Annotated in this window: 19 protein-coding genes and 1 pseudogene; 16 read left to right on the top strand and 4 right to left on the bottom strand. The window is 66.1% G+C overall.

Features of this window, described 5'->3' with window-relative positions:
* Positions 1-23: 23 nt before the first annotated feature.
* The 5 genes from FA90_RS06965 to FA90_RS06945 all read left to right on the top strand — a co-directional run bounded on the left by FA90_RS06965 (position 24) and on the right by FA90_RS06945 (position 4,376).
* Positions 24-932, top strand: a complete 909-nt coding sequence (locus FA90_RS06965) for a LysR family transcriptional regulator (protein ID WP_036167298.1) — start codon at positions 24-26, stop codon at positions 930-932.
* A gap of 54 nt (positions 933-986) precedes the next feature.
* Entirely contained in the window at positions 987-2,078 is a 1,092-nt protein-coding gene (gene hppD, locus FA90_RS06960; RefSeq protein WP_036167295.1) for a 4-hydroxyphenylpyruvate dioxygenase, read from the top strand.
* A 284-nt stretch (positions 2,079-2,362) separates the two neighbouring features.
* On the top strand, positions 2,363-3,190 hold the full coding sequence (locus FA90_RS24875; protein WP_051971526.1) for a TorF family putative porin: 828 nt from the start codon (positions 2,363-2,365) through the stop codon (positions 3,188-3,190).
* Between the two features lie 72 nt (positions 3,191-3,262).
* Positions 3,263-3,628 carry a CidA/LrgA family protein gene (locus FA90_RS06950; RefSeq protein WP_036167292.1) on the top strand — a complete coding sequence of 122 codons (366 nt, stop codon included), beginning with the start codon at positions 3,263-3,265 and terminating at the stop codon, positions 3,626-3,628.
* The gene (locus FA90_RS06945) at positions 3,621-4,376 is read left to right on the top strand and encodes an LrgB family protein (RefSeq protein WP_036167289.1); all 756 of its coding nucleotides are present in this window, start codon (positions 3,621-3,623) and stop codon (positions 4,374-4,376) included. The genes FA90_RS06950 and FA90_RS06945 overlap by 8 nt, the downstream gene beginning before the upstream one ends.
* A 15-nt stretch (positions 4,377-4,391) precedes the next feature.
* Here the strand turns inward: FA90_RS06945 and FA90_RS06940 are convergent, their stop codons facing one another.
* Positions 4,392-4,973 (bottom strand): hemerythrin domain-containing protein, encoded by a 582-nt coding sequence (locus FA90_RS06940; protein ID WP_036167286.1) that lies wholly within the window; start codon positions 4,971-4,973, stop codon positions 4,392-4,394.
* 414 nt (positions 4,974-5,387) lie between these two features.
* Between FA90_RS06940 and FA90_RS06935 the strand changes: the two genes are divergently transcribed.
* Positions 5,388-6,335, top strand: a complete 948-nt coding sequence (locus tag FA90_RS06935; protein ID WP_081933704.1) for a manganese catalase family protein — start codon at positions 5,388-5,390, stop codon at positions 6,333-6,335.
* A 660-nt stretch (positions 6,336-6,995) separates the two neighbouring features.
* Here the strand turns inward: FA90_RS06935 and FA90_RS06930 are convergent.
* Positions 6,996-7,421 (bottom strand): response regulator, encoded by a 426-nt coding sequence (locus FA90_RS06930; RefSeq protein WP_197065254.1) that lies wholly within the window; start codon positions 7,419-7,421, stop codon positions 6,996-6,998.
* A gap of 183 nt (positions 7,422-7,604) precedes the next feature.
* Between FA90_RS06930 and FA90_RS06925 the strand changes: the two genes are divergently transcribed.
* Entirely contained in the window at positions 7,605-10,160 is a 2,556-nt protein-coding gene (locus FA90_RS06925) for an ATP-binding protein (protein WP_051971525.1), read from the top strand.
* 105 nt (positions 10,161-10,265) lie between these two features.
* Here the strand turns inward: FA90_RS06925 and FA90_RS06920 are convergent, their stop codons facing one another.
* Complete coding sequence (locus FA90_RS06920) at positions 10,266-11,612, bottom strand: MFS transporter (RefSeq protein WP_036167280.1); 1,347 nt, start codon at positions 11,610-11,612, stop codon at positions 10,266-10,268.
* A 166-nt stretch (positions 11,613-11,778) separates the two neighbouring features.
* On the opposite strand from FA90_RS06920, the gene cyoA reads away from it, so the two are divergent.
* From cyoA to FA90_RS06890, 6 genes are read left to right on the top strand one after another with little or no spacing between them, the layout of a single operon-like run.
* Entirely contained in the window at positions 11,779-12,795 is a 1,017-nt protein-coding gene (cyoA, locus tag FA90_RS06915) for a ubiquinol oxidase subunit II (RefSeq protein WP_036167278.1), read from the top strand.
* A gap of 2 nt (positions 12,796-12,797) precedes the next feature.
* A complete protein-coding gene (gene cyoB, locus FA90_RS06910; protein WP_036167262.1) occupies positions 12,798-14,801 on the top strand; it encodes a cytochrome o ubiquinol oxidase subunit I in 2,004 nt (667 codons plus the stop codon).
* Positions 14,794-15,435: a cytochrome o ubiquinol oxidase subunit III gene (gene cyoC / locus FA90_RS06905; protein ID WP_036167258.1), complete on the top strand. Its 642-nt coding sequence runs from the start codon at positions 14,794-14,796 to the stop codon at positions 15,433-15,435. Before cyoB ends, cyoC begins: the two co-directional genes overlap by 8 nt.
* Positions 15,432-15,848, top strand: a complete 417-nt coding sequence (gene cyoD / locus FA90_RS06900) for a cytochrome o ubiquinol oxidase subunit IV (protein ID WP_036167255.1) — start codon at positions 15,432-15,434, stop codon at positions 15,846-15,848. The genes cyoC and cyoD overlap by 4 nt, the downstream gene beginning before the upstream one ends.
* 12 nt (positions 15,849-15,860) lie before the next feature.
* Complete coding sequence (locus FA90_RS06895) at positions 15,861-16,679, top strand: SURF1 family protein (protein WP_036167251.1); 819 nt, start codon at positions 15,861-15,863, stop codon at positions 16,677-16,679.
* Entirely contained in the window at positions 16,651-18,000 is a 1,350-nt protein-coding gene (locus tag FA90_RS06890; protein ID WP_036167248.1) for an ATP-binding protein, read from the top strand. Before FA90_RS06895 ends, FA90_RS06890 begins: the two co-directional genes overlap by 29 nt.
* 75 nt (positions 18,001-18,075) lie before the next feature.
* Here FA90_RS06890 and FA90_RS06885 read toward each other — a convergent pair whose 3' ends face one another.
* A complete protein-coding gene (locus FA90_RS06885) occupies positions 18,076-19,035 on the bottom strand; it encodes a hypothetical protein (RefSeq protein WP_051971524.1) in 960 nt (319 codons plus the stop codon).
* A gap of 144 nt (positions 19,036-19,179) precedes the next feature.
* Between FA90_RS06885 and FA90_RS06880 the strand changes: the two genes are divergently transcribed.
* The 3 genes and pseudogenes from FA90_RS06880 to FA90_RS25535 form a co-directional block, all read left to right on the top strand.
* Complete coding sequence (locus tag FA90_RS06880) at positions 19,180-19,758, top strand: response regulator transcription factor (RefSeq protein ID WP_051971523.1); 579 nt, start codon at positions 19,180-19,182, stop codon at positions 19,756-19,758.
* A gap of 46 nt (positions 19,759-19,804) precedes the next feature.
* Positions 19,805-20,278, top strand: a complete 474-nt coding sequence (locus FA90_RS06875) for a hypothetical protein (RefSeq protein ID WP_036167246.1) — start codon at positions 19,805-19,807, stop codon at positions 20,276-20,278.
* Positions 20,279-20,330: 52 nt separating this feature from the next.
* Positions 20,331-20,516: pseudogene (locus tag FA90_RS25535) on the top strand (catalase); the annotation flags it as partial.
* Positions 20,517-20,570: the final 54 nt, after the last annotated feature.

The following is a 20,570-nucleotide window of genomic DNA, read 5'->3' as shown; positions in this document are numbered from 1 at the left end:
TCAATAACACTATCGAAGGCACGATGGAACCCTCTAGCATCGACCTCAATCTGCTGTCCGTGTTTCAGGAAGTGTACCGGGAGCGCCAGATATCCAACGCGGCACGCCGCCTGGGACTGACGCAATCGGCGGTGAGCAATGCGCTGGCGCGCCTGCGCAAGACTTTCGGCGACGAGCTTTTCGTGCGCACCTCGCACGGCATGCAACCCACGCCGCTGGCGCAGCAGATGGCCGAGCCGATCGGCGCGGCGCTGGCCCAGGTCGCGCTGGCGCTGAGCCAGCGCAGCCGTTTCGAGGCGGGCACCAGCACGCGCCGCTTCACGCTGGCCATGACCGACGTCGGCGAGGTGTACTTCATGCCGACGCTGATCGAGCGCTGCCGCGCGCTGGCGCCGAACGTGGAGCTCGCGTCCAGCCGTGTGAACGGCGCGACGCTGAAGGACGACATGGAAACCGGCCGGGTCGACATGGCCATCGGGGCGTTCGAGGACGTGTCGGAAGCGTTGTACCAGCGCCAGCTGTTCCGCCAGCGCTTCGTGACGATGTTCCGCAAGGGCCATCCGCTCGGGCGCGGGACGGTCGACCTGGCGCGCTTCGCCGCGGCGACGCACCTGATCGTCGACGCGGCGCAGAGCCCGTACGACCGCATCAACACCCTGTTGGCCAAGGCCGGGGTGGGGGCGCAGGCGCAGGGCAGGTATCGGGTGCCGCATTTCACCGCGGTGCCCTACATCGTCGCCACTTCCGAACTGGTGGTGACGGTACCGCAAAAGCTGGCCGAGAGCGCGGCCGGGCCGTTCGGGCTGGAGTGGATCGAGCCGCCCTTGCAGCTGCCGACCCTGCAGACCAACGCCTTCTGGCACCGGCGCTTCAACCACGATCCCGGCATCCAGTGGCTGCGCGGGCTGATTGCGGAGGTCTTCGCCGAGTAGTCACGAGCTAGGCTGGCGAAGAAGAATAATCATAGACATAGAGGAAACAAGACAATGGCTGACCTGTTTGAGAATCCGATGGGCCTGATGGGCTTCGAGTTCGTCGAATTCGCTTCGCCGACCCCGGGCGTGCTCGAGCCGATCTTCGAGAATCTGGGCTTTACCCGGGTCGCCGTGCACCGCTCGAAGGACGTGGCGCTGTACCGCCAGGGCGAGATCAACTTCATCGTCAACAACGAGCCGAAAAGCGCCGCGGCCTACTTCGCCCAGGAGCACGGCGCCTCGGCCTGCGGCATGGCCTTCCGCGTGCGCGATGCCCACAAGGCCTACGCGCGCGCGCTCGAGCTGGGCGCGATCCCGCTGGACATCCCGACCGGTCCGATGGAGTTGCGCCTGCCGGCCATCAAGGGCATCGGCGGCGCGCCGCTGTACTTGATCGACCGCTTCGACGAGGGCGAGAACGTCGGCAAGTCGATCTATGACATCGACTTCGAGTGGGTCGACGGCGTCGAGCGCAAGCCCAAGGGCCACGGCTTGAGCATCATCGACCACCTGACCCACAACGTCTACCGCGGCCGCATGAGCTACTGGGCCGGCTTCTACGAAAAACTGTTCAACTTCCGCGAGATCCGCTATTTCGACATCCAGGGCGAATACACCGGCCTGACCTCGAAGGCGATGACCGCGCCGGACGGCAAGATCCGCATTCCGCTCAATGAGGAATCGCAAAGCGGCGGCGGCCAGATCGAGGAATTCCTGTTGAAATTCAACGGCGAAGGCATCCAGCACATCGCACTGCTGACCGATGACATCTTCGCGACCGTCGACGGCCTGCGCGCCGCCGGCATCCCGTTGATGAGCGCGCCCCCGGTGACCTATTACGAGATGCTGGAAGGCCGCCTGCCCGGCCATGGCGAGGACATCGGCCAACTGCAGGCGCGCGGGCTGCTGGTGGACGGCAAGGTCGAAGGCGATTCGAAACGCCTGCTGCTGCAGATCTTTTCGGAAAACCAGCTGGGCCCGGTGTTCTTCGAGTTCATCCAGCGCAAGGGCGACGAGGGCTTCGGCGAGGGCAATTTCAAAGCGCTGTTCGAATCGATGGAACGCGACCAGCTGCGGCGCGGGGCGCTCAAGACGGCGGCCTGATCGAAACCGCCGGTTACGCCGGCGGGCGTGGCGCCGCAGCCTGGCGCGGCGCCCGCCGCTCGGTTTTGGCAAGTTGGAAATCCGTTTGTTTTCAAGGCGCTCGTGCCGGCGTGTCAGCCAGACAAGGAAGCTGGACAGCTTGCTATCGTGACGGCGCGCAGATGTCGCATGCACGCCGCATATACGCGATGCGGCCAGCATTTTGTGACCGAAAGTGCGCGATTGGTGAGGTAAAGACCGTAGAATTTCCGTACGGAATCTATTCAGTCTCTACGCTCACTCCCATGACCCCCGCAATCCGGCCATTCGTGGCCTTGCTGCTCATCACCGGCTGCACGCTGGCGCATGCCGCCGACGGCGCCGCTCACGAAAGCTTTACCGCGGACAGCTTCAGCGCCGACACGTTCACCTCGACCGTCACGCCGTTCGAGCAGACCGGCGCCGGCAGCTTCGCCGCGCAAACCGTCGCGCACGGCGTGCGCCAGGACGGCCCGGCCGTGCTGGCCGCGCTCGACTTCATCCGCGCCGGCGGCTTGACGGTCGGCGTGAGCAGCGCGCGCGCCAACCGCGGCCTGGTCGACAACGGCCTGGTGGCGGTGCGCACCCACGCCGGCTACCGCCGCGCGTTCGGCGACGTCGACCTCGACGCCACCTTCAGCTATGTCAGCTATCCGGGCGAGCGCCGTGCGCCGACCGGGGCCGGCTACGACTACGCCGAACTGTCGACCGGCTTGCGCTACGGGCCGCTCAGCGCGCGCTACAACACCACGCTGTCGCACGACTTTTTCGGCGTGCCCGGCGCGCGCGGCAGCAGCTACCTCGACCTCGGCATGCGGCGCGACCTCGGTCACGCGATGAGTCTGGCGCTGCACGCCGGCGACGGGCGCGTGGCCGGCAGCGGCAGCGGCATGTTCGACTGGCGCGATCTGAAGGCCGGCCTGAACCGCAAGCTCGAGGGCGGCTGGCAGGTCGCGCTGAATTACACCCGTGCCTATGGCGCAGCCGGTTCCTCCGACCGCATCGCGCCGCCCGGCGCCGGCCAGGATGCCCGGCCGGCCTTCCTCAGCGCCGGCCGCCGCGCGCTGGTGCTGAGCGCCGCGCGCACTTTTTAAGCCGCGCCCGAGTCTGCCGGAACGGCGCGATCCTGTTATCCTGCCGAGGGTTTTTCGGGAAGGAGAAGGATTTTGCTGCTCGCGTTTGCGCTCTTGTTGCTGTTCCAATGCCTTGGCGAAGGCATCGTGTTCCTGTCCGGGCTGCCGGTGCCGGGCCCGGTGGCCGGCATGCTGGTGCTGCTGGCGGCGCTGGTCGCGTTCCCGCGCCTGCACGAGGTGATCGAAGCCGGCGCCAACGAATTGCTGCGCCATCTGTCGCTGCTGTACGTGCCGGCCGGCGTGGGCGTGATCGCGGCGGCCAGTTCCGGCCACGGCCAGTGGCTGGCGATCGTGGCCGCGGTGGTAGTCAGCACGCTGGCCACGATGGCGGTCACCGGTGTCGTGATGCAGGCGCTGTCGAAGTCGGACAAGCCGGCGCGGGAGCAGGGCGATGCCTAACTTTTCCGCACTGGGGCTTTCCGGACTGGGCCATTTCTGGGTCTACCTGGCGGCGTCGCCGCTGTTGGGCCTGACGCTGACGCTGTGCGCCTACGTGTTCGCGCAATGGGTGTACGCCAAGGCCAGGATGTCGCCACTGGCCAACCCGGTGCTGATCGCGATCGCCATCGTAAGCGTGGTGCTGCTGGCCAGCGGGATGTCCTACCAGCGCTATTTCTCGGGGGCCCAGTTCGTGCACTTCCTGCTCGGCCCGGCGACGGTGGCGCTGGCCGTGCCGCTCGCGCGCCAGGTGCCGCGCCTGCGCCGACACCTGTTCCCGCTGCTGTGCGCCTTGGTGAGCGGCTGCGTGATGGCGATCGTGTCGGCGGTCGGGGTTGCGCTGCTGCTGGGCGCCTCGCCGCAGCTGGCGCGCACCGTGGCGCCCAAGTCGGCCACCACGCCGATCGCGATGGCGATCTCGGAACACCTGGGCGGGGTGCCCGCGCTGACCGCGGTGCTGGTGATCGTCACCGGCATCTTCGGGTCGATCACGGCGAAATTCCTGCTCAACGCTTTGCGCGTCGAATCGCATGCGGCGCGCGGCCTCGCCCTGGGCGTGGCCGCGCACGGCGTCGGCACCGCGCGCGCATTCCAGGTCAGCGCCGAGATGGGCGCCTACGCCGGCCTGGGCATGGGTTTGAACGGCGTGCTCACGGCGCTGATCGCGCCGTGGCTGGTGCCGCTGATCCTGGGCTGGATGGGGCGCTGACCCAGGCTGCGATCATCAAGCAGTCTTCTTGCTGCCCAAGGCCTTGGCCGCGAACAGGGCGCTTGCCACGCCGACCACGATCGCCGCGGTGCTGCCCGAGAAACCGATCGCATGGTTGGCGGCCAGCTTGCCGGCCTTCGGCGTGATCAGTTCCATGCGGCGCTTGGTCATCTGCGCGCCCAGTTCCGACAGGCGGTCCTTGCTCAGCATCTGCTCGGCTTCCGGCAACAGCACGGTTTCCTCGTCGGCCACGTGGTGCTGGACGTCGCGCATCAGCTCGAACACCAGGTCGTCGTAGTGCGACGATTTCGGGTCGCTGCGGCGGATCTCGCTGATCACGCGGCGCATGTCGTCGTGCTCTGGCTCGCTCTTTTCCATCACTTTCTGGTCGTGCGCTTTCGGGCGCATCACCGGATAGAAAATCTCTTCTTCCAGCGTGGCGTGGATTTCCAGCGCGTCGCAGATCGTCTCGGCCAGGGCTTTCTTGACGCTCGGGCGCTTGTCGCGGGTGTACTGGTGGAACGTCACCATGACGTGCGAGTGGTCGAAGCGGATCATGTCGGTGATCGACGGGCTGAGCTTTTTGAGAGAAAACATCTTCTTCTCCTTCGTTGTTGGTTAGATATCGATGCTAGTTCCAGCGCCAGGGGTGGAACGTAGGAGGGCGTCCCGGGCGCTTGTCAGTCGATCCCCCAGACGGCCGAGCGATAAGGCCGTCGACCTCATGGCGTTCGGAGCCGATGGTGAACTCGGTGCGGATCGTGCTGCCTGACCGAGGCGGTGGCAAAGTTCATGACCTCGGGCACTTGTAGTCGCTGGTAAATCTTAGTTACTGCGTTTGCTCAACAGGTTGTCGTCCAATGTCCTACAAGGACACGGCGAAGCTTCTGATTACTCGTCGCTGCCGTCCTGCCATCATGAAGTCGAACAGCCGCAGCAACAGCGGTTCATGTGTGTATCGGCGACGCAGGACGCGTCCCGGTGCGCCAAACCCAAATCGGAGGAAACGTAATGTTTGCACACAACAAGCGTCTGCAATATACGGTGCGCGTCAGCGAGCCGAACCCGGGTCTGGCCAACCTGATGCTGGAACAATTCGGTGGTCCGCAAGGCGAACTCGCTGCCGCCATGCGCTACTTCACCCAGGCCGTGAGCGAAGACGATCCGGGCCGCAAGGACATGCTGATGGACATCGCGACCGAGGAGCTCAGCCACCTCGAAGTGATCGGCCACATCGTCGCCATGCTCAACAAGGGCGCCAAGGGCGAGCTGTCGGAAGCGGTCGACAGCGAAGCCGAGATGTATCGCAAGATCAGCGGCGCGGGCAATGACAGCCACGTGACCCAGGTGCTGTACGGCGCCGGTTCGCCGCTGGTGAACTCGGCCGGCGTGCCCTGGACTGCCGCCTACATCGACACCATCGGCGAGCCGACCGCCGACCTGCGCTCGAACATCGCCGCCGAGGCGCGCGCCAAGATCGTCTACGAGCGCCTGATCGCGCTGACCGACGACCCGGGCGTGAAAGAAGCGCTGGGCTTCCTGATGACGCGCGAAGTGGCGCACCAGAAGTCCTTCGAAAAGGCGCTGTATTCGATTTCGCCGAACTTCCCTCCGGGCAAAATGCCAGGCGACCCGCGTTTCTCGAACGTGTACATGAACATGTCGCAGGGCCCGGGCGAGATGCGCGGTCCGTGGAACCAGGGCGAGCAGTGGGAATTCGTCAGCGACCGCGACAAGCAAATGGCGGTCGATGGCGGCAGCGGTGAAGCCGAAGTCGCCCTGCCGGCCAAGGACATCGACCTGCTCAAGGCCATGGCCCAGCGCACCATGTCCGACCCGAACAGCGACCCGACCACCGGCGCAGAGCTGGGCATGGGCAACCAGACCACCGACGATGGCGCCACCGTGCCACCGGGCGCGATCCCGTCCCCGTCGACGATCGGTGCGACCAAGCACTGATGTATTGAATTGAGGCTCGTGGCGCAAGCCGCGGGCGCCGATGCAGCGCCGCGTGGCCCAAGGTCATGCGGCGTTTTTCGTTTGGCTGTGTTCGCGTTAGTTCAGTGAACCAAACGGCGTTGCCGAAGTCTTACGCATTGTCGAGTTAGCCCATCGGAAGTGACGATGCGGCACGCCGCTGGCGCGGCTGCGCAAGCGCGACCGCTGGCTGCCCTATCTTCAGTGCATGCTCGAGTCGCGTACGGTACGCCAGGCCGCGCGCGACACCGGTGTGCACCGAACCACGAGTTTTCGTATGCCCGCTTCGCCGCAGAGACCGGGATCACCCACGCGCCCGTCAGCCTGCGCGCGGGCCGGCGTGCACGCGGCGCGATTCATCTGAAGAACGTCAATGGCTGGCACAGCCGTTTCAAAAGCTGGCTGATGCGCTTCAAAGGTGTCGCCAGTCGCTACCTGGCGAACTATTCTGGGTGGCAGCGGTTACTCGATGCACATGAGTTGGAGACACCTGCGCAATGGCTGTGTGCTGCGGTACGTCAAGCTCAGTCAAGGTAGGCTAAAACGTCGACTTAACGCGAACACAGCCTTTCGTTTGGCGGTCGCGCGCGGCAGGGCGCTGGCGCAACCCGTCCCACCGCGGACGATGGAATCGGACTGCGCTCAGCGCGCACGGTGGCGGCGGTCGGCCAGGCGCCGGCGCTCGTGGTCCCAGACCGGGTGGGCCGGCAGCGCACCCAGTCCGTCGATGCCGAATTCAAGCACGCGCCGCAATGCGCGCGCGCCGACCGGTTTGGTCAGCACCGCGCTGCAGCCGTCGTGGTAGATCGGAATCCCGGCCCTGACTTCGGTCATCAGGACGACCGCCGCCGACGGCGCCAGGCGCCCGAGCTCCCCGATGAAGGAACGCCGGTCGTGCGTATTGAAGGCGGTGTCAGTCAGGACGACGTCGACGCGTACCGTCTGCGCAGTGTGCAGCGCGGTCTGGGCATTGTCGGTGGCCGCAACGACATAGCCGAAGGTCTTGAGCAATCCGGATGTGTTGTAGCGGTTGAACGGGTCATGGTCCACTAGCAGTGCGCATTTCATATTGTGTCCTCCTGAAACCGTGATGACGTCCAGACAACAGATTTCAAGCGGCCAGTTGTAACAAAACCATTCCGGCAAGTGCATGCCCCCGGGGTGTCGCGATAACCGTGACAAATTCCATCGGCATAGAAAAAGCACTATGTTACAGTCTTGAATCGATGAAAAATCCATTGCACGACTACGATGCGGATTGACGCGCTATTCCCGGCAGGGGCCGGCGCAGGCGACACCGGCAACGGTCCGGCCCGCGCTTGCCTTGACATTCATACTGAAAACGCCCTGGACGAGCTGCTGCGCCTGGCCGTACAGGTGCTGGCCGTGCCGCGCGCCATGGTCGACCTCGGCCGGCTCGGTCGGCGCTGGTGGCCGGCGCCGCATGGCGTCGGCGATGCAGCGGCAGCCGCCGTCGAAGCTCAGTCGTTGGACCGCCTGCTCGCGCTCGCGCGTACGGGCGAGGGCGTGTCCGAGGGCGTTGTCACGGCCCAAGCCGGCGAACCCTGGTGCGTCTGCGCGCCGCTGGCGCACGCGGGCGGGCCCGTGCGCGGCGTGCTGGCAGTGTTCGATGACGCCGGCGAGATCGGGGTGGACGCCCCGGCGCCGGCCCGGAACGTGGACGCGGCCTGGCGCTTCGCCTTGCGCACATTGGCCGGCCAGGGCGCGGCGCGCCTCGAATTGCTGGCGTCCGAGCGCGAGGCGGCCGCCCTGCGCGACGCACTGGCCGGCGCCCAGGCCCAGCTGCAGGAGCGTGCGTCCGACCTGCAGCTGCAGGGCCGGCGCACGGCCGATGTCGCCGCGCGCGACTGGCGGCGGCGCCTGGAAGCGATCCTCGAGGCCGGCGACGTCGGCACCTGGAGCTGGGAGCTGGACTCGGGCCGCGTGCTGGCCGACGACAACGTCGCGCGCCTGTACGGCATCCCGGAAGAGCTGGCGCGCGCCGGCGCACCGGTCGCGGCCTATATCGATCCGGTGCATCCGGACGATGCGGCGCACGTACGCGCCAGCCTGGATGCGACCGTGACCCGCGGTGAAGCGCTGCAAGTGGTACACCGGGTCCGCCGTCCGGACGGCAGCGAGGTGACCGTGAACGTGCGCGGCCGCCTGGAGTGCGGCGACGACGGCGCGCCGGTGCGCGTCTCCGGCGTGGTGCTCGACGTGACGCGCCAGGCCGAGACCGAGCGCCAGCTGCGCTCGAGCGAATCGGCGCGGCTGCAGGGCGAGCAGCGCTACCGTACCGTGCTGAACGCGGTCGACGTCGGCTTTTGCGTCATCCAGATGATCTTCGACGAGCGCGGCGAACCCATTGACCACCGCATCCTCGAGACCAACCCGGCGTTTGCCCAGCACACCGGCCTGCACAACGCGGCAGGCAAGCGCATCCGCGAACTGGTGGGCGAGCACGACATCCGCTGGTCGCGCATCTATGGCCGCGTCGCGCGCATCGGCCTGCCGGTGCGCGTGGTGCAGCACAGCGCCAACCTGGGTCGCTGGCTGGACGTGTACGCGGCGCGCATCGGCGACCCGGCCCACTTCAACGTCGCCGTGTTCCTGCGCGACGTCACCGAGGAGCGCCAGCGCAGCGACACGCTGCAGCGCCTGGCCGACGACCTGGCCGACGCCAACCGGCGCCAGTCGGAATTCCTGGCGACGCTGGCGCACGAGCTGCGCAACCCCCTGGCGCCGGTGCGCACCGGCCTGGACCTGTTGCGCATCGGCGCCGACAAACCGAGCGTGCTGGCCAAGGTGCGCCCGATGATGGAGCGCCAGGTGAGCCACCTGGTCAACCTGGTCGACGACTTGCTCGACCTGGCGCGCATCAACAGCGGCAAGGTGGAACTGAAAAAAGCCGACGTGGTGCTCAAGGACGTCATCCTGCGCGCGGTCGAGATGACGCTGCCGGCGATCGAAGCCAAGCGCCACGACTTCCAGCTCGAGCTGCACGACGAGAACACCCATCTGTTCGCCGACCCGACCCGGCTGGCCCAGGTGGTCGGCAACCTGCTGACCAACGCCGCCAAGTACACGATGGAGGGCGGCCGCATCCGGCTCGAGGTGCGCAAGGTGGCCGACCCGGTGCGCGGCGAGCGAGTGCGCATCGGCGTGATCGATTCGGGCATCGGGATCCCGGCCGAATCGCTGCCGCGCATCTTCGACATGTTCACCCAGGTCGGGCGCCACCCGGAGCAGGAAGCGGGCGGTCTCGGCATCGGCCTGCACCTGGTGCGCCAGATGACCGAGCGTCACGGCGGCTCGGTCAGCGCCGACAGCGCCGGCCCGGGGCAGGGCAGCCGTTTCGTGGTCGAGCTGCCGGTGGCCGCGCACGGGCGTGCAGGCGAGGACGGCGCCGTGCCCGGGCCGGGCGGCGCGGGCGCGCGCAGACTGCGCATCCTGCTGGCCGACGACAACCAGGACGCGCTCGAGCTGCTGCGCGAGGTGCTGGAGATGGAGGGCCACACGGTGCAAGCGGCCGTCAACGGCCTGATGGCGCTGGAGGCGGCGGCCTGGTTCGCGCCCGACATCGCCTTCCTCGACATCGGCATGCCGGGCCTGAACGGCTACGAGGTGGCGCGCCGCCTGCGCGCGCTGCCGGCCGGGCGCGAGGCGGTGCTGGTGGCCGTCACCGGCTGGGGCACCGACGAAGACCGCGTCAAGTCGAGCGCCGCCGGCTTCGATTTCCATCTCACCAAGCCGGTCGACCTGCACTCGCTGATGGAATTGATCGGGGCCCGCGCACGCGCCTGACCCGGGCAAAAAAAACGCCCCGGCGGTGACCGGGGCGTAAGCTCTGTGATTCCATGGCAGGCCGGGTTGGGCCGCGGTGCGGCCCGGTTGCGCCTCCGGTGCGACTCAGTTGCGTATGTCGAGCGCGCGGTTGATGCTCAGTGCCGCCAGCGTGCCCAGCGCGCCGGAGAGCAGGTACAGGCTGACGTAGCCGAGGCCGAAGTTGGCGGCCAGGCCGAGCGCGACCAGCGGCGCGAACGCGGCGCCGACCAGCCAGGCCAGGTCCGAGGTCAGGGCGGCGCCGGTGTAGCGGTACATCGGCTGGAAGTTCGAGGTGACCGCGCCGGCCGCCTGGCCGTACGACAGGCCGAGCAGCAGGAAGCCGACCAGGATGAAGGTGTTCTGGCCGGCCTGGCCGCCGTCCATCAGGGTCGGTATGAAGCCGGCGAACAGCGCGATCAGGATCGCCACGGTGCCGAGCGTGTTGCGGCGGCCAAAGCGGTCGGCGATGAGGCCGGACGCGATCACGCCGACCACCGCCAGGCCCGCGCCCATCATCTGTACACCCAGGAAGCCGGCTACCGAACGGGTGTCGTACAGCTGGATCCAGGACAGCGGGAACACCGTCACCAGGTGGAACAGGGCATAGCTGGCCAGCGCGGCCAGCGCGCCGATGACGATGGTGACGCCCTGGTTGCGCGTGACTTCGAGCGCGGGGGCCGGCTCCAGTTCGTGCTCGTCGAGCAGGTGGGTGTAGTCGGGCGTCGACACCAGGCGCAGGCGCGCGAACAGCGCCACCACGTTGATCGCGAAGGCGACGTAGAACGGATAGCGCCAGCCCCAGACCAGGAAGTCGTCCTGCGACAGTTCGGACAGCAGGTAATAGAAGATGCCGGCGGCGATGATGAAGCCGGTCGGGGCGCCGAGCTGGCCGAGCATCGCATACCAGCCGCGCTTGTGTTCCGGTGCGTTCAGGGCCAGCAGCGAGGGCAGGCCGTCCCACGAGCCGCCCAGCGCCGCGCCCTGGCCGAGGCGCAGGATGGCCAGCGCGATGATGGCCCAGTCGCCCCAGCGCGCATAGGTCGGCAGCATCGAGATGGCGACGGTGGATGCGCCCATCAGGAACAGGGCGATGGTCAGCTTGACTTCGCGGCTGTAGTGGCGCTGGATCGCCATGAACACCAGTGTGGCGATTGGGCGCGAGATGTAGGCGAGGGAAAAGATCGCGAAGGAATACAGCGTGCCGTCGAGACGGTCGGCGAACGGGAAGAACACCGCGGGAAACACCACGCACGAGGCAATGGCGTAGACGAAGAAGTCGAAGTACTCGGAGGTGCGGCCGATGACCACGCCGACCGCGATTTCGCTGGGGGCGATATTGCCGTCGCGGGCGTTGATGTTGCGCGCCCCGGAGTGCGGGGCGGTAATGGGAGCGGCGCCTGCGTCGCCGTACGTCGTGGTCGTGCTCTGCATAGTAGGTCTCCTAAGGTCAATCGGCCGCCCGCTGGCACGCCCCTCTGGACTGTCTCGCCGCAAACCATTTTTTGGGTCAGGGTGAGACAAAACGTCCAATCGCCAACCGTGCACCGTTGGCGTTACAGTAGCATGTTATCTTTCCCATGTAACGTACAACACAAGCATGATTCCTAAAACCCTAAGCCGAGGACTCGCTTTTGCCCCGCTGTTGTCGCTGCTTGCCGGCTGCAACACCGTGGTATTCAACGCGTCCGGCGACATCGCTCGACAAGAAGCGCATCTGGTCATCGTCTCGGTGATCCTGATGTTGTTGATCATCGTTCCAGTGTTTCTCCTGATCGTCTGGTTCGCTTTCAAATACCGCGCCAGCAACACCGAGGCTGCGTACGAACCCGACTGGGATCACTCCACCAAGCTCGAACTGGTCATCTGGGGCGCGCCGCTCCTGATCGTGATCGTGCTCGGCCTGGTCACCTGGATCTACACCCACAAGCTCGACCCCTACCGTCCGCTCGACCGCATCGACGAGAACCACCCGATCGCCGCCTCGACCAAGCCGCTGGTGGTGCAGGCCGTGGCGATGGACTGGAAGTGGCTGTTCATCTATCCGGAGCAGGGCATCGCGACCGTGAACGAACTGGTGGTGCCGACCGGCGTCCCGGTGCGCTTCAAGATCAGCGCCACCTCGGTGATGAACGCCTTCTACGTGCCGGAACTGGCGGGCATGGTGTACGCGATGCCGGGCATGGACACGACGCTCAACGCCGTGCAGAACCAGCCGGTGCAGTCGGTCGGTTTCTCGTCGAACTACAGCGGCGCGGGTTATTCGGACATGCGCTTCTCGTACCGCGGCGTGAACCAGGGTGACTTCGACGGCTGGGTCCAGTCGATCAAGTCGGCCGGCGGCAATCTCGACCGCGCCAATTACCTGACCCTCGAGAAGCCGAGCATCAAGGAGCCGGTGCACCGCTATGCGGCCGTCGACGGCGACCTGTATCACCGCATCCTGAACCGCTGCGTCGCGGACGGCGTGGTGTGCCAGGACAAGATGATGAACGACGACGCCAAGCGCGCGAGCGAAATGGCGATGATGTCCAAGCCTCAGCAAGCGGCGGCGACGCGTCTGGCGCAAGCGGGCGGCGAAGTCTGCGCCCAGCCTAACAAACCTGTGAAGAAGTAACCATGCACGACCAATTAGACCTGACGAAGTTGATCTTCGGCCGGCTCAGCTGGGAAGCGATTCCCCTCCATGAGCCGATCCTGCTCGCAACCTTTGCGATGGTGGCGGTGGGGGGACTCGTTGTCCTCGGCCTGCTCACCAAATACCGTCTGTGGGGCTATCTCTGGAAAGAGTGGTTCACCAGCATCGACCACAAGAAAATCGGCATCATGTACATGGTGCTGGGCGGTATCATGTTCCTGCGCGGCTTCGCCGACGCGCTCATGATGCGTACGCAGCAAGCGTTCTCGTTCGGCGATTCGCACGGCTTCCTGCCGCCGCACCACTACGACCAGGTCTTCACCGCCCACGGCGTGATCATGATCTTCTTCGTGGCGATGCCGCTGGTGACGGGCTTCATGAACTACGTGGTGCCGCTGCAGATCGGTGCGCGCGACGTCGCGTTCCCGTTCCTGAACAACTTCTCGTTCTGGATGACCACCTTCGGCGCGCTGCTGGTGATGGCGTCGCTGTTCGTCGGTGAATTCGCACGCACCGGCTGGCTGGCGTACCCGCCGCTGTCGGGCATCCTGGCCAGTCCGGACGTCGGCGTCGACTATTACATATGGTCGCTGCAGGTGGCGGGTGTCGGCACCTTGCTGTCGGGCGTGAACCTGGTCGTGACCATCATCAAGATGCGCGCCCCGGGCATGGACCTGATGAAGATGCCGGTGTTCACCTGGACCGCGCTGTGCACCAACATCCTGATCGTGATGGCTTTCCCGATCCTGACCGCCACCCTGGCCATGCTGGGCCTGGACCGTCTGTTCGACACCCACTTCTTCACCAATGAGCTGGGCGGCAACTCGATGATGTACGTCAACCTTATCTGGATCTGGGGCCACCCGGAGGTGTACATCCTGATCCTGCCGGCGTTCGGCATCTACTCGGAAGTCGTCGGCGTGTTTTGCTCGAAGCGCCTGTTCGGCTACACCTCGATGGTCTACGCGACCGTCGTGATCATGGTCCTGTCCTACCTCGTGTGGCTGCACCACTTCTTCACGATGGGTTCGGGCGCGAGCGTGAACTCGTTCTTCGGCATCACCACGATGATCATCTCGATCCCGACCGGCGCCAAGATCTTCAACTGGCTGTTCACGATGTACAAGGGCCGCATCCGCTACGAACTGCCGATGATGTGGACCGTCGCCTTCATGATCACCTTCATCATCGGCGGCATGACCGGCGTGATGCTGGCGGTCCCGCCAGCCGACTTCGTGCTGCACAACTCGCTGTTCCTGATCGCCCACTTCCACAACGTCATCATCGGCGGCGTGCTGTTCGGCCTGTTTGCCGGCCTGAACTACTGGTGGCCGAAGATGTTCGGCTTCAAGCTGGACCGTACCTGGGGCGTGCGCTCGTTCTGGCTGTGGGCGATCGGCTTCTGGTTCGCCTTCATCCCGCCGTATATCCTGGGCTTCATGGGCGTGACCCGCCGCATGAGCCACTTCGACGACCCGTCGATCCACTGGCTGTTCCGCGTCTCGCTGTTCGGCACCCTGATGATCGCCGCCGGTATCGCCTGCCAGGTCATCCAGATCGGCTACTCGATCTGGAAGCGCAAGGAACTGGCCGACGTGACCGGCGACCCGTGGGGCGGCCGTACCCTGGAGTGGGCCACCTCGTCGCCGCCGCCGGACTACAACTTCGCGTTCACCCCGGTCGTGCATGACAACGACGCCTACGCCGACATGAAGAAGGCCGGCTACCAGCGTCCGCTGCAAGGCTACGTGCCGATTCACATGCCGAAGAACACCTGGGCCGGTCCGGTGATCCCTGCGATCTCCGCCATTATGGCGTTCGGCATCATCTGGCACATGTGGGCGCTGGTCGGCGTGTCGTTCGTCGCGATGATCGCCGTCGCCATCTACCACACCTTTGATTACAAACGCGATTACTACATCCCGGCGGAAGAAGTCGCCCGCACGGAAGAAGCTCGCACCCGGATGCTCGAAGCCCATGTCTGAGATTAAAGCCACCACCATCCCCGTCAGCGCCGCGAGCGCTGACATCAGCCAGCGTTACTACGCGGTTGAACACCACCCGGAAAACGGCACGCTGCTCGGTTTCTGGATCTACCTGATGAGCGACTGCCTCATCTTCGCCTGCCTGTTCGCGACCTATGCCGTCCTGGGCCGCAACTACGCAGGCGGTCCGTCGGGCGCGGAAGTGTTCGAACTGCCGACCGTCGCGCTGAACACCGCGTTCCTGCTGTTTTCGTCGATCACCTACGGCTTCGCGATGCTGGCCGCGCAGAAGAAGAGCGTCGGCGGCACGCAGCTGTGGCTGGCTGTCACCGGCATCTTCGGCCTGTGCTTCCTGTTCCTGGAGCTGCAGGAATTCCACAACCTGATCCTCGAGGGCAACGGTCCGTGGCGTTCGGGCTTCCTGACCGCGTTCTTCTCGCTGGTCGGCACCCACGGCCTGCACGTGACCTTCGGTATCGTGTGGCTGGTCACCCTGATGGTCCAGGTCGGCAAGCACGGCGTCACCGGCGCCAACTACCGCCGCCTGGCCTGCCTGTCGATGTTCTGGCACTTCCTGGACGTGATCTGGATCGGCGTGTTCACCTTTGTCTACCTGATGGGAGTCCTGCCATGAGCGCCCAACACCACGCACACGGCCACGATCACGGTCACGGCCACATCGACCACGACGACCACCTGGAAGCCCACGGCAGCATGAAGGATTACATGATCGGCTTCGTGCTGTCGGTGATCCTGACCGCGATCCCGTTCTGGCTGGTGATGACCCACCAGCTCGCGCCGGGCACGACCAAGTTCGTCATCATCGGCTTCGCCGCCGTGCAGTTCGTCGTGCACATGATCTACTTCCTGCACATGAACTCGAAGTCGGAAGGCGGCTGGAACATGATGGCCATGCTGTTGACCATCATCCTGCTGTTCATCGTGCTGACCGGCTCGATCTGGGTCATGTACCACATGAATGCCAACATGATGCCGAACATGAGCAACGATGGCGGGTCCGTGCACGGCATGCACGACATGCAATAAGTGCGGCAGTAAATGGCAGTAGACGATCGAGCGGCAGCGCCGGACGCATCCCGGCGCAAGGGCGTCAGCCCGTTCCTGGCAGCCCTGGCGCTGCTGCTGATCGTGTTGTTCGCGGGTCTGGGGACATGGCAGGTATATCGCCTGCAATGGAAACTGGACCTCATCGCGCGTGTCGACGCGCGACTGAAAGCCGCTCCGGCGGCGCCCCCCGCGGCGTCGCACTGGCGTGCAATCACCTCCGAATCCGACGAATACCGGCGCATCCTGCTGTCCGGCGTCTATCTCTACGATCTCACCACCCCCGTCCAGGCGCTCACCGAAGCCGGCAGCGGCTATTGGCTGCTTACGCCGATGTGTCTGCTCGATGGCAATATCGTCCTCGTCAACCGCGGCTTCATCCCGGCCGAGCTGGGCGCGCCGACGCGTTATGCGCCCATGCGCGCGGACGCGGACCCATGCGCGCGTGCGCGTGGGCAGGCGGGCGCGAGCGTAAGCGGCCTGCTGCGCACCAGCGAGCATGGCCCGCTCATGCGCACCAACGTCCCGCAAGAAAACCGCTGGTACTCGCGCGACGTCGCCGCCATCAAGGCGGCCCGCAACATCCCTCAGGCGGCGCCGTTTTTCGTCGACGCCGGCGCCGGGCAGAACCCACCAGGTTCGCCCGACCAGCCGCAAGGCGGCCTGACCGTCGTTTCCTTCCACAACAGCCACCTCGTGTATGCGATCACTTGGTATGCTCTGGCCTTGATGGTGGCCGGCGCGTTCTGGTGGATCGTGCGTGGCCGCCCGGGCAAGGGAAACGATGAGCGATACGATCGAACTGAACAATAGCGAGGCCGCGCCCGGCGCGGCCGCGACCCCGCGCACCACCGCGCTCGAGGCCGACGTCGAATACGTCGCCGGCCACAAGAACATGCTGCAGCTGATCGAGCTGCGCTGGATCGCCGTGATCGGCCAGATCACCACCATCGCCGGAGCCATCCTGGTGTTCGACGTGCGCCTGCCGCTGGTGCAGATGCTCGAGGTACTGGCCTGCCTGATCGCCTTCAACGTCGCCAGCCACCTGCGCTGGCACGAACACCGCCCGGTCACCAACAACGAACTGTTCCTGGCGCTGCTGGTCGACGTCGCCAGCCTGACCATGCAGCTCTACCTGTCGGGCGGCATGACCAATCCCTTCGCCTTCCTCTACCTGCTGCAGGTGATCCTGTCGGCGGTGCTGCTGGAAGCCTGGTCGACCTGGACCATCGTCGCCATCACGCTGGCCTGCCTGGCCGGCCTGGCGGCGTTCGCCAAGCCGCTGGCGCTGCCGTTCGACCACGCGCGCGGCATCGGCAGCCTGTACGTGCAGGGCATGCTGATCTGCTTCATCCTGAATGCGGCGCTGCTGGTGGTGTTCATCTCGCGCATCAGCACTACGCTGCGCGGCAAGGCGGCCCAGCTGGCCGACCTGCGCCAGCGCGCGGCCGAGGAAGAGCACATCGTGCGCATGGGCCTGCTGGCCTCGGGCGCCGCGCACGAGCTGGGCACGCCGCTGGCCACCGTCTCGGTGATCCTCGGCGACTGGAAGCGCATGCCGGCCTTCCGCGGCGACCCGGAATTGCTGGAAGAGCTGGAAGAGATGCAGACCCAGCTCAAGCGCTGCAAGTCGATCGTCAGCGGCATCCTGCTGTCGGCCGGCGAAGCGCGTGGCGAATCGGCGGCGCCGACCACCATCCGCGGCTTTCTCGACGACCTGGTCGAGGATTGGCAGGATACCCGGCCGGTGCAGGCCTTCGAATACCTCAACCGCATCGAGCAGGACTTGCCGGTGGCGTTCGACGAGGCGCTGCGCCAGATGATCGACAACGTGCTGGACAACGCGCTCGAAGCCTCGCCCGCCTGGGTCGGCCTCGAAGCCGTGGTCGAGGACGATACGCTGCTCTTGTGCGTGCGCGACCGCGGCCCCGGCTTCGCCCCGGCCATGCTGGCCAGCTTCGGCAAGCCTTACCAGTCGAGCAAGGGCAGGGCGGGCGGCGGCCTCGGGCTGTTCCTGGTGGTGAACGTGGCGCGCACGCTGGGCGGCGCGGTGGCGGCCAGCAACCGGCCCGAGGGCGGCGCCGAGGTGCGCCTGCGCCTGCCGCTGTCGGCGATCGCGCTGGCGCGCGGCTGAGCGCTGCTCCGCCTCGCTTTTCGGGCCTCGCTTCTCAGGCCTCGCTTCTCAGGCCTCATTTGTCGGCCCCGCTGCTCAGCCTTTGTAGCCGCTCGCCTTCAGGATCGCGCGTGGATCGCGCAGCAGGATCAGTTCGCGGATCGCCGCATGCTTGTCCTTTGCATTCGCCACGTGGGCTTCGGCGATGCGCATCCCTACCCAATAACCGGCCTCGCACGGCCAGTCGCCCGAGTTGCCGTGGCAATTGGCGAACCAGCGCCGGAAGCGCTTGCTGTCCATCGGATGCCTGACGCTGTCCGGCTCGGCCAGCATGGCCTGGCGGTCGCGCTCGAATTCCTGCCACAGCCAGGCCTCGCGTCCGCGCGCCCACGCGTCGCGGTCCAAGCGCGGGATCTCGCCGGTGACCAGAGCGGCGAGGTAGTCGGCGACGCCTTCACGCAAGGCTGCGCCGAGCAGCGGGTCGGCCAGCGCTTCCGGGGTTTCGTCGTCCTGCCAGGTGTGCACGGTCTCGTGGGCGAAAAAGCCGCGCATGCTGGTGCGGAACTGCTCGACCGTCGTACCGGGCGGGCACACGACTTCCAGGCCGATCACCTGTTCGCCGACGTCGGCGGTGCCGCCCGAATTCCCAGCCCCGAACACGACTTCGATCAACGGGAGCGGCCGCTCGGGCAGCAGGCCGGCGAAGCCGAGGTAGATCGCGCGCAGGTCGCTGCGCAGCGCAGGCAGGCGCGGCAGGCAGTTCCGGATCGCATAGCGGTAGGTCTCGGGCGCGGCGGCCACCGCTTTCGCCAGTTTCTTGGCGTCGACGATGCGCATCGGGGTGAAGATCCTGATGCCGGCGCCGGCGCCGTCCAGGTAGCCGCGTTGCAGCGCCGCCGCGTCCGGCACGGCGCCGTTCTCCATCAGGCGCGCGAAGCGCTGCGCCTCGTGGGCGTCGATCTCGGCGAGCAGCGGATCGACGCTCTGTGGGCCGGCGCTGGCGAGGGCGGAGGCGCAGAGCAGCGTGAGAGACAACAACAGCTTGATGGGATTCATCGGTGCATCCTTGTGCTGGTGGCGGTCAAGGATGAGTGTATAGAAACATTGTCGCAAAGACAAATTGCTCTGCGCCTGACAAGTGGCGGCCAACGGCTTCGCGCAATCGGCGATAATGTCAGGATAGGAAATGCAGAGTCAGAGATGTCCGATAACGAAGATCTTTCCCACGGCGACCACGACGACCACGACGAAGAACGCCTGCTGCTGATCGTCGAGGACGACGACGCCTTCGCGCGCACGCTCGGCCGCTCGTTCGAACGGCGCGGCTACACGGTGCTGCAGGCGCCCGGCCTGGACGAGGCTGTCGAGCTGCTCAAGGCGCACAGCCCCGGCTACGCCGTGGTCGACTTGAAACTCAAGGGCAACAGTTCGGGCCTGGCCTGCGTCCAGCTGCTGCACCAGCACGACCCGGAGATGCAGATCGTGGTCCTGACCGGCTTTGCCAGCATCGGCACGGCGGTCGAGGCGATCAAGCTGGGCGCCTGCCAGTACCTGGCCAAGCCGTCCAACACCGACGACATCGAAGCCGCCTTCGGCCACGTGGCCGGCAATACCGACCTCGAATTGACCAACCGCACCACCTCGGTCAAGACGCTCGAGTGGGAGCACATCCACGCGGTGCTGGCCGAGACCGATTTCAATATCTCCGAAGCGGCGCGGCGGCTGGGCATGCACCGGCGCACGCTGGCGCGCAAGCTTGAGAAACAGCGGGTCAAATAGGGCTGCGATGCTTGACGGCGCATTCGCCAACCCATCCTTGCCACGCATGCGTCCACGCGCCCATATTCTGTTCGCGCTCCTGTCGGCGCTGTCGTGCGCGCCGCTTCCCCATGTGGTGCTCGCCCAGGCATTCCCACCCGGCTTCGTTCATCCGCAACCGATCCCCGAACCGCCGCCGTACGACGGCCCCTTGCGCCCGAACGAGGCGGCGCCCGGCTGGTATGCGGTGCGTTCCAGCGCATGGGAAGTCACGCCCGACGTCGTCGAGCGGATGCGCGCGCTGATCGGACAGAAGGCCCGGCGCCCGCTGGACAATTACCGGATCGGATATCGGGGCGTGGTCCAGTACCGCCATCGCATCGTGCTGGTCTCGGGGTACTGCCGGACCATGTTCATGACCGAGCGGGACCTGGTCGAGCAGCCTGTGGTGGTCGCCGACGGCCCCGCCTGCTTCTTCGACGGCTGGTACGATGCCGACGAACAGCGCGTCACTCACTTCTATTTCCATGACCACTCCTGATCCCGTCCCGGCCGGGCGGCCGCGAGCGCGGCGTTCGCTTCCTTTGTAGCGCCTCAACGGACCGACCGCGCTGGAAGACTTCATCCTGCGCGAAAAGATCATGCACTTTGACCACGAGCGCATCCCCGGGCGCGTCGTGCACGCGCGCGGCTCGGCCGACACGGCGCGCGACGTGCGCGGCTTTGCCGTCAAGTTCTGTACGGACGAAGGCAACTGGGACCTGGTGGGCAACAACATCGCTGCGGCGGCGCTGGCGACCTTCAAGGCGGCGCTGGCGCGGCACAAGGTGCAT

Origin of the sequence: Massilia sp. 9096, assembly GCF_000745265.1 — a bacterium.
Classification (GTDB): Bacteria; Pseudomonadota; Gammaproteobacteria; order Burkholderiales; family Burkholderiaceae_D; genus Telluria.
This window is presented reverse-complemented; position numbering and strand designations above follow the sequence as displayed.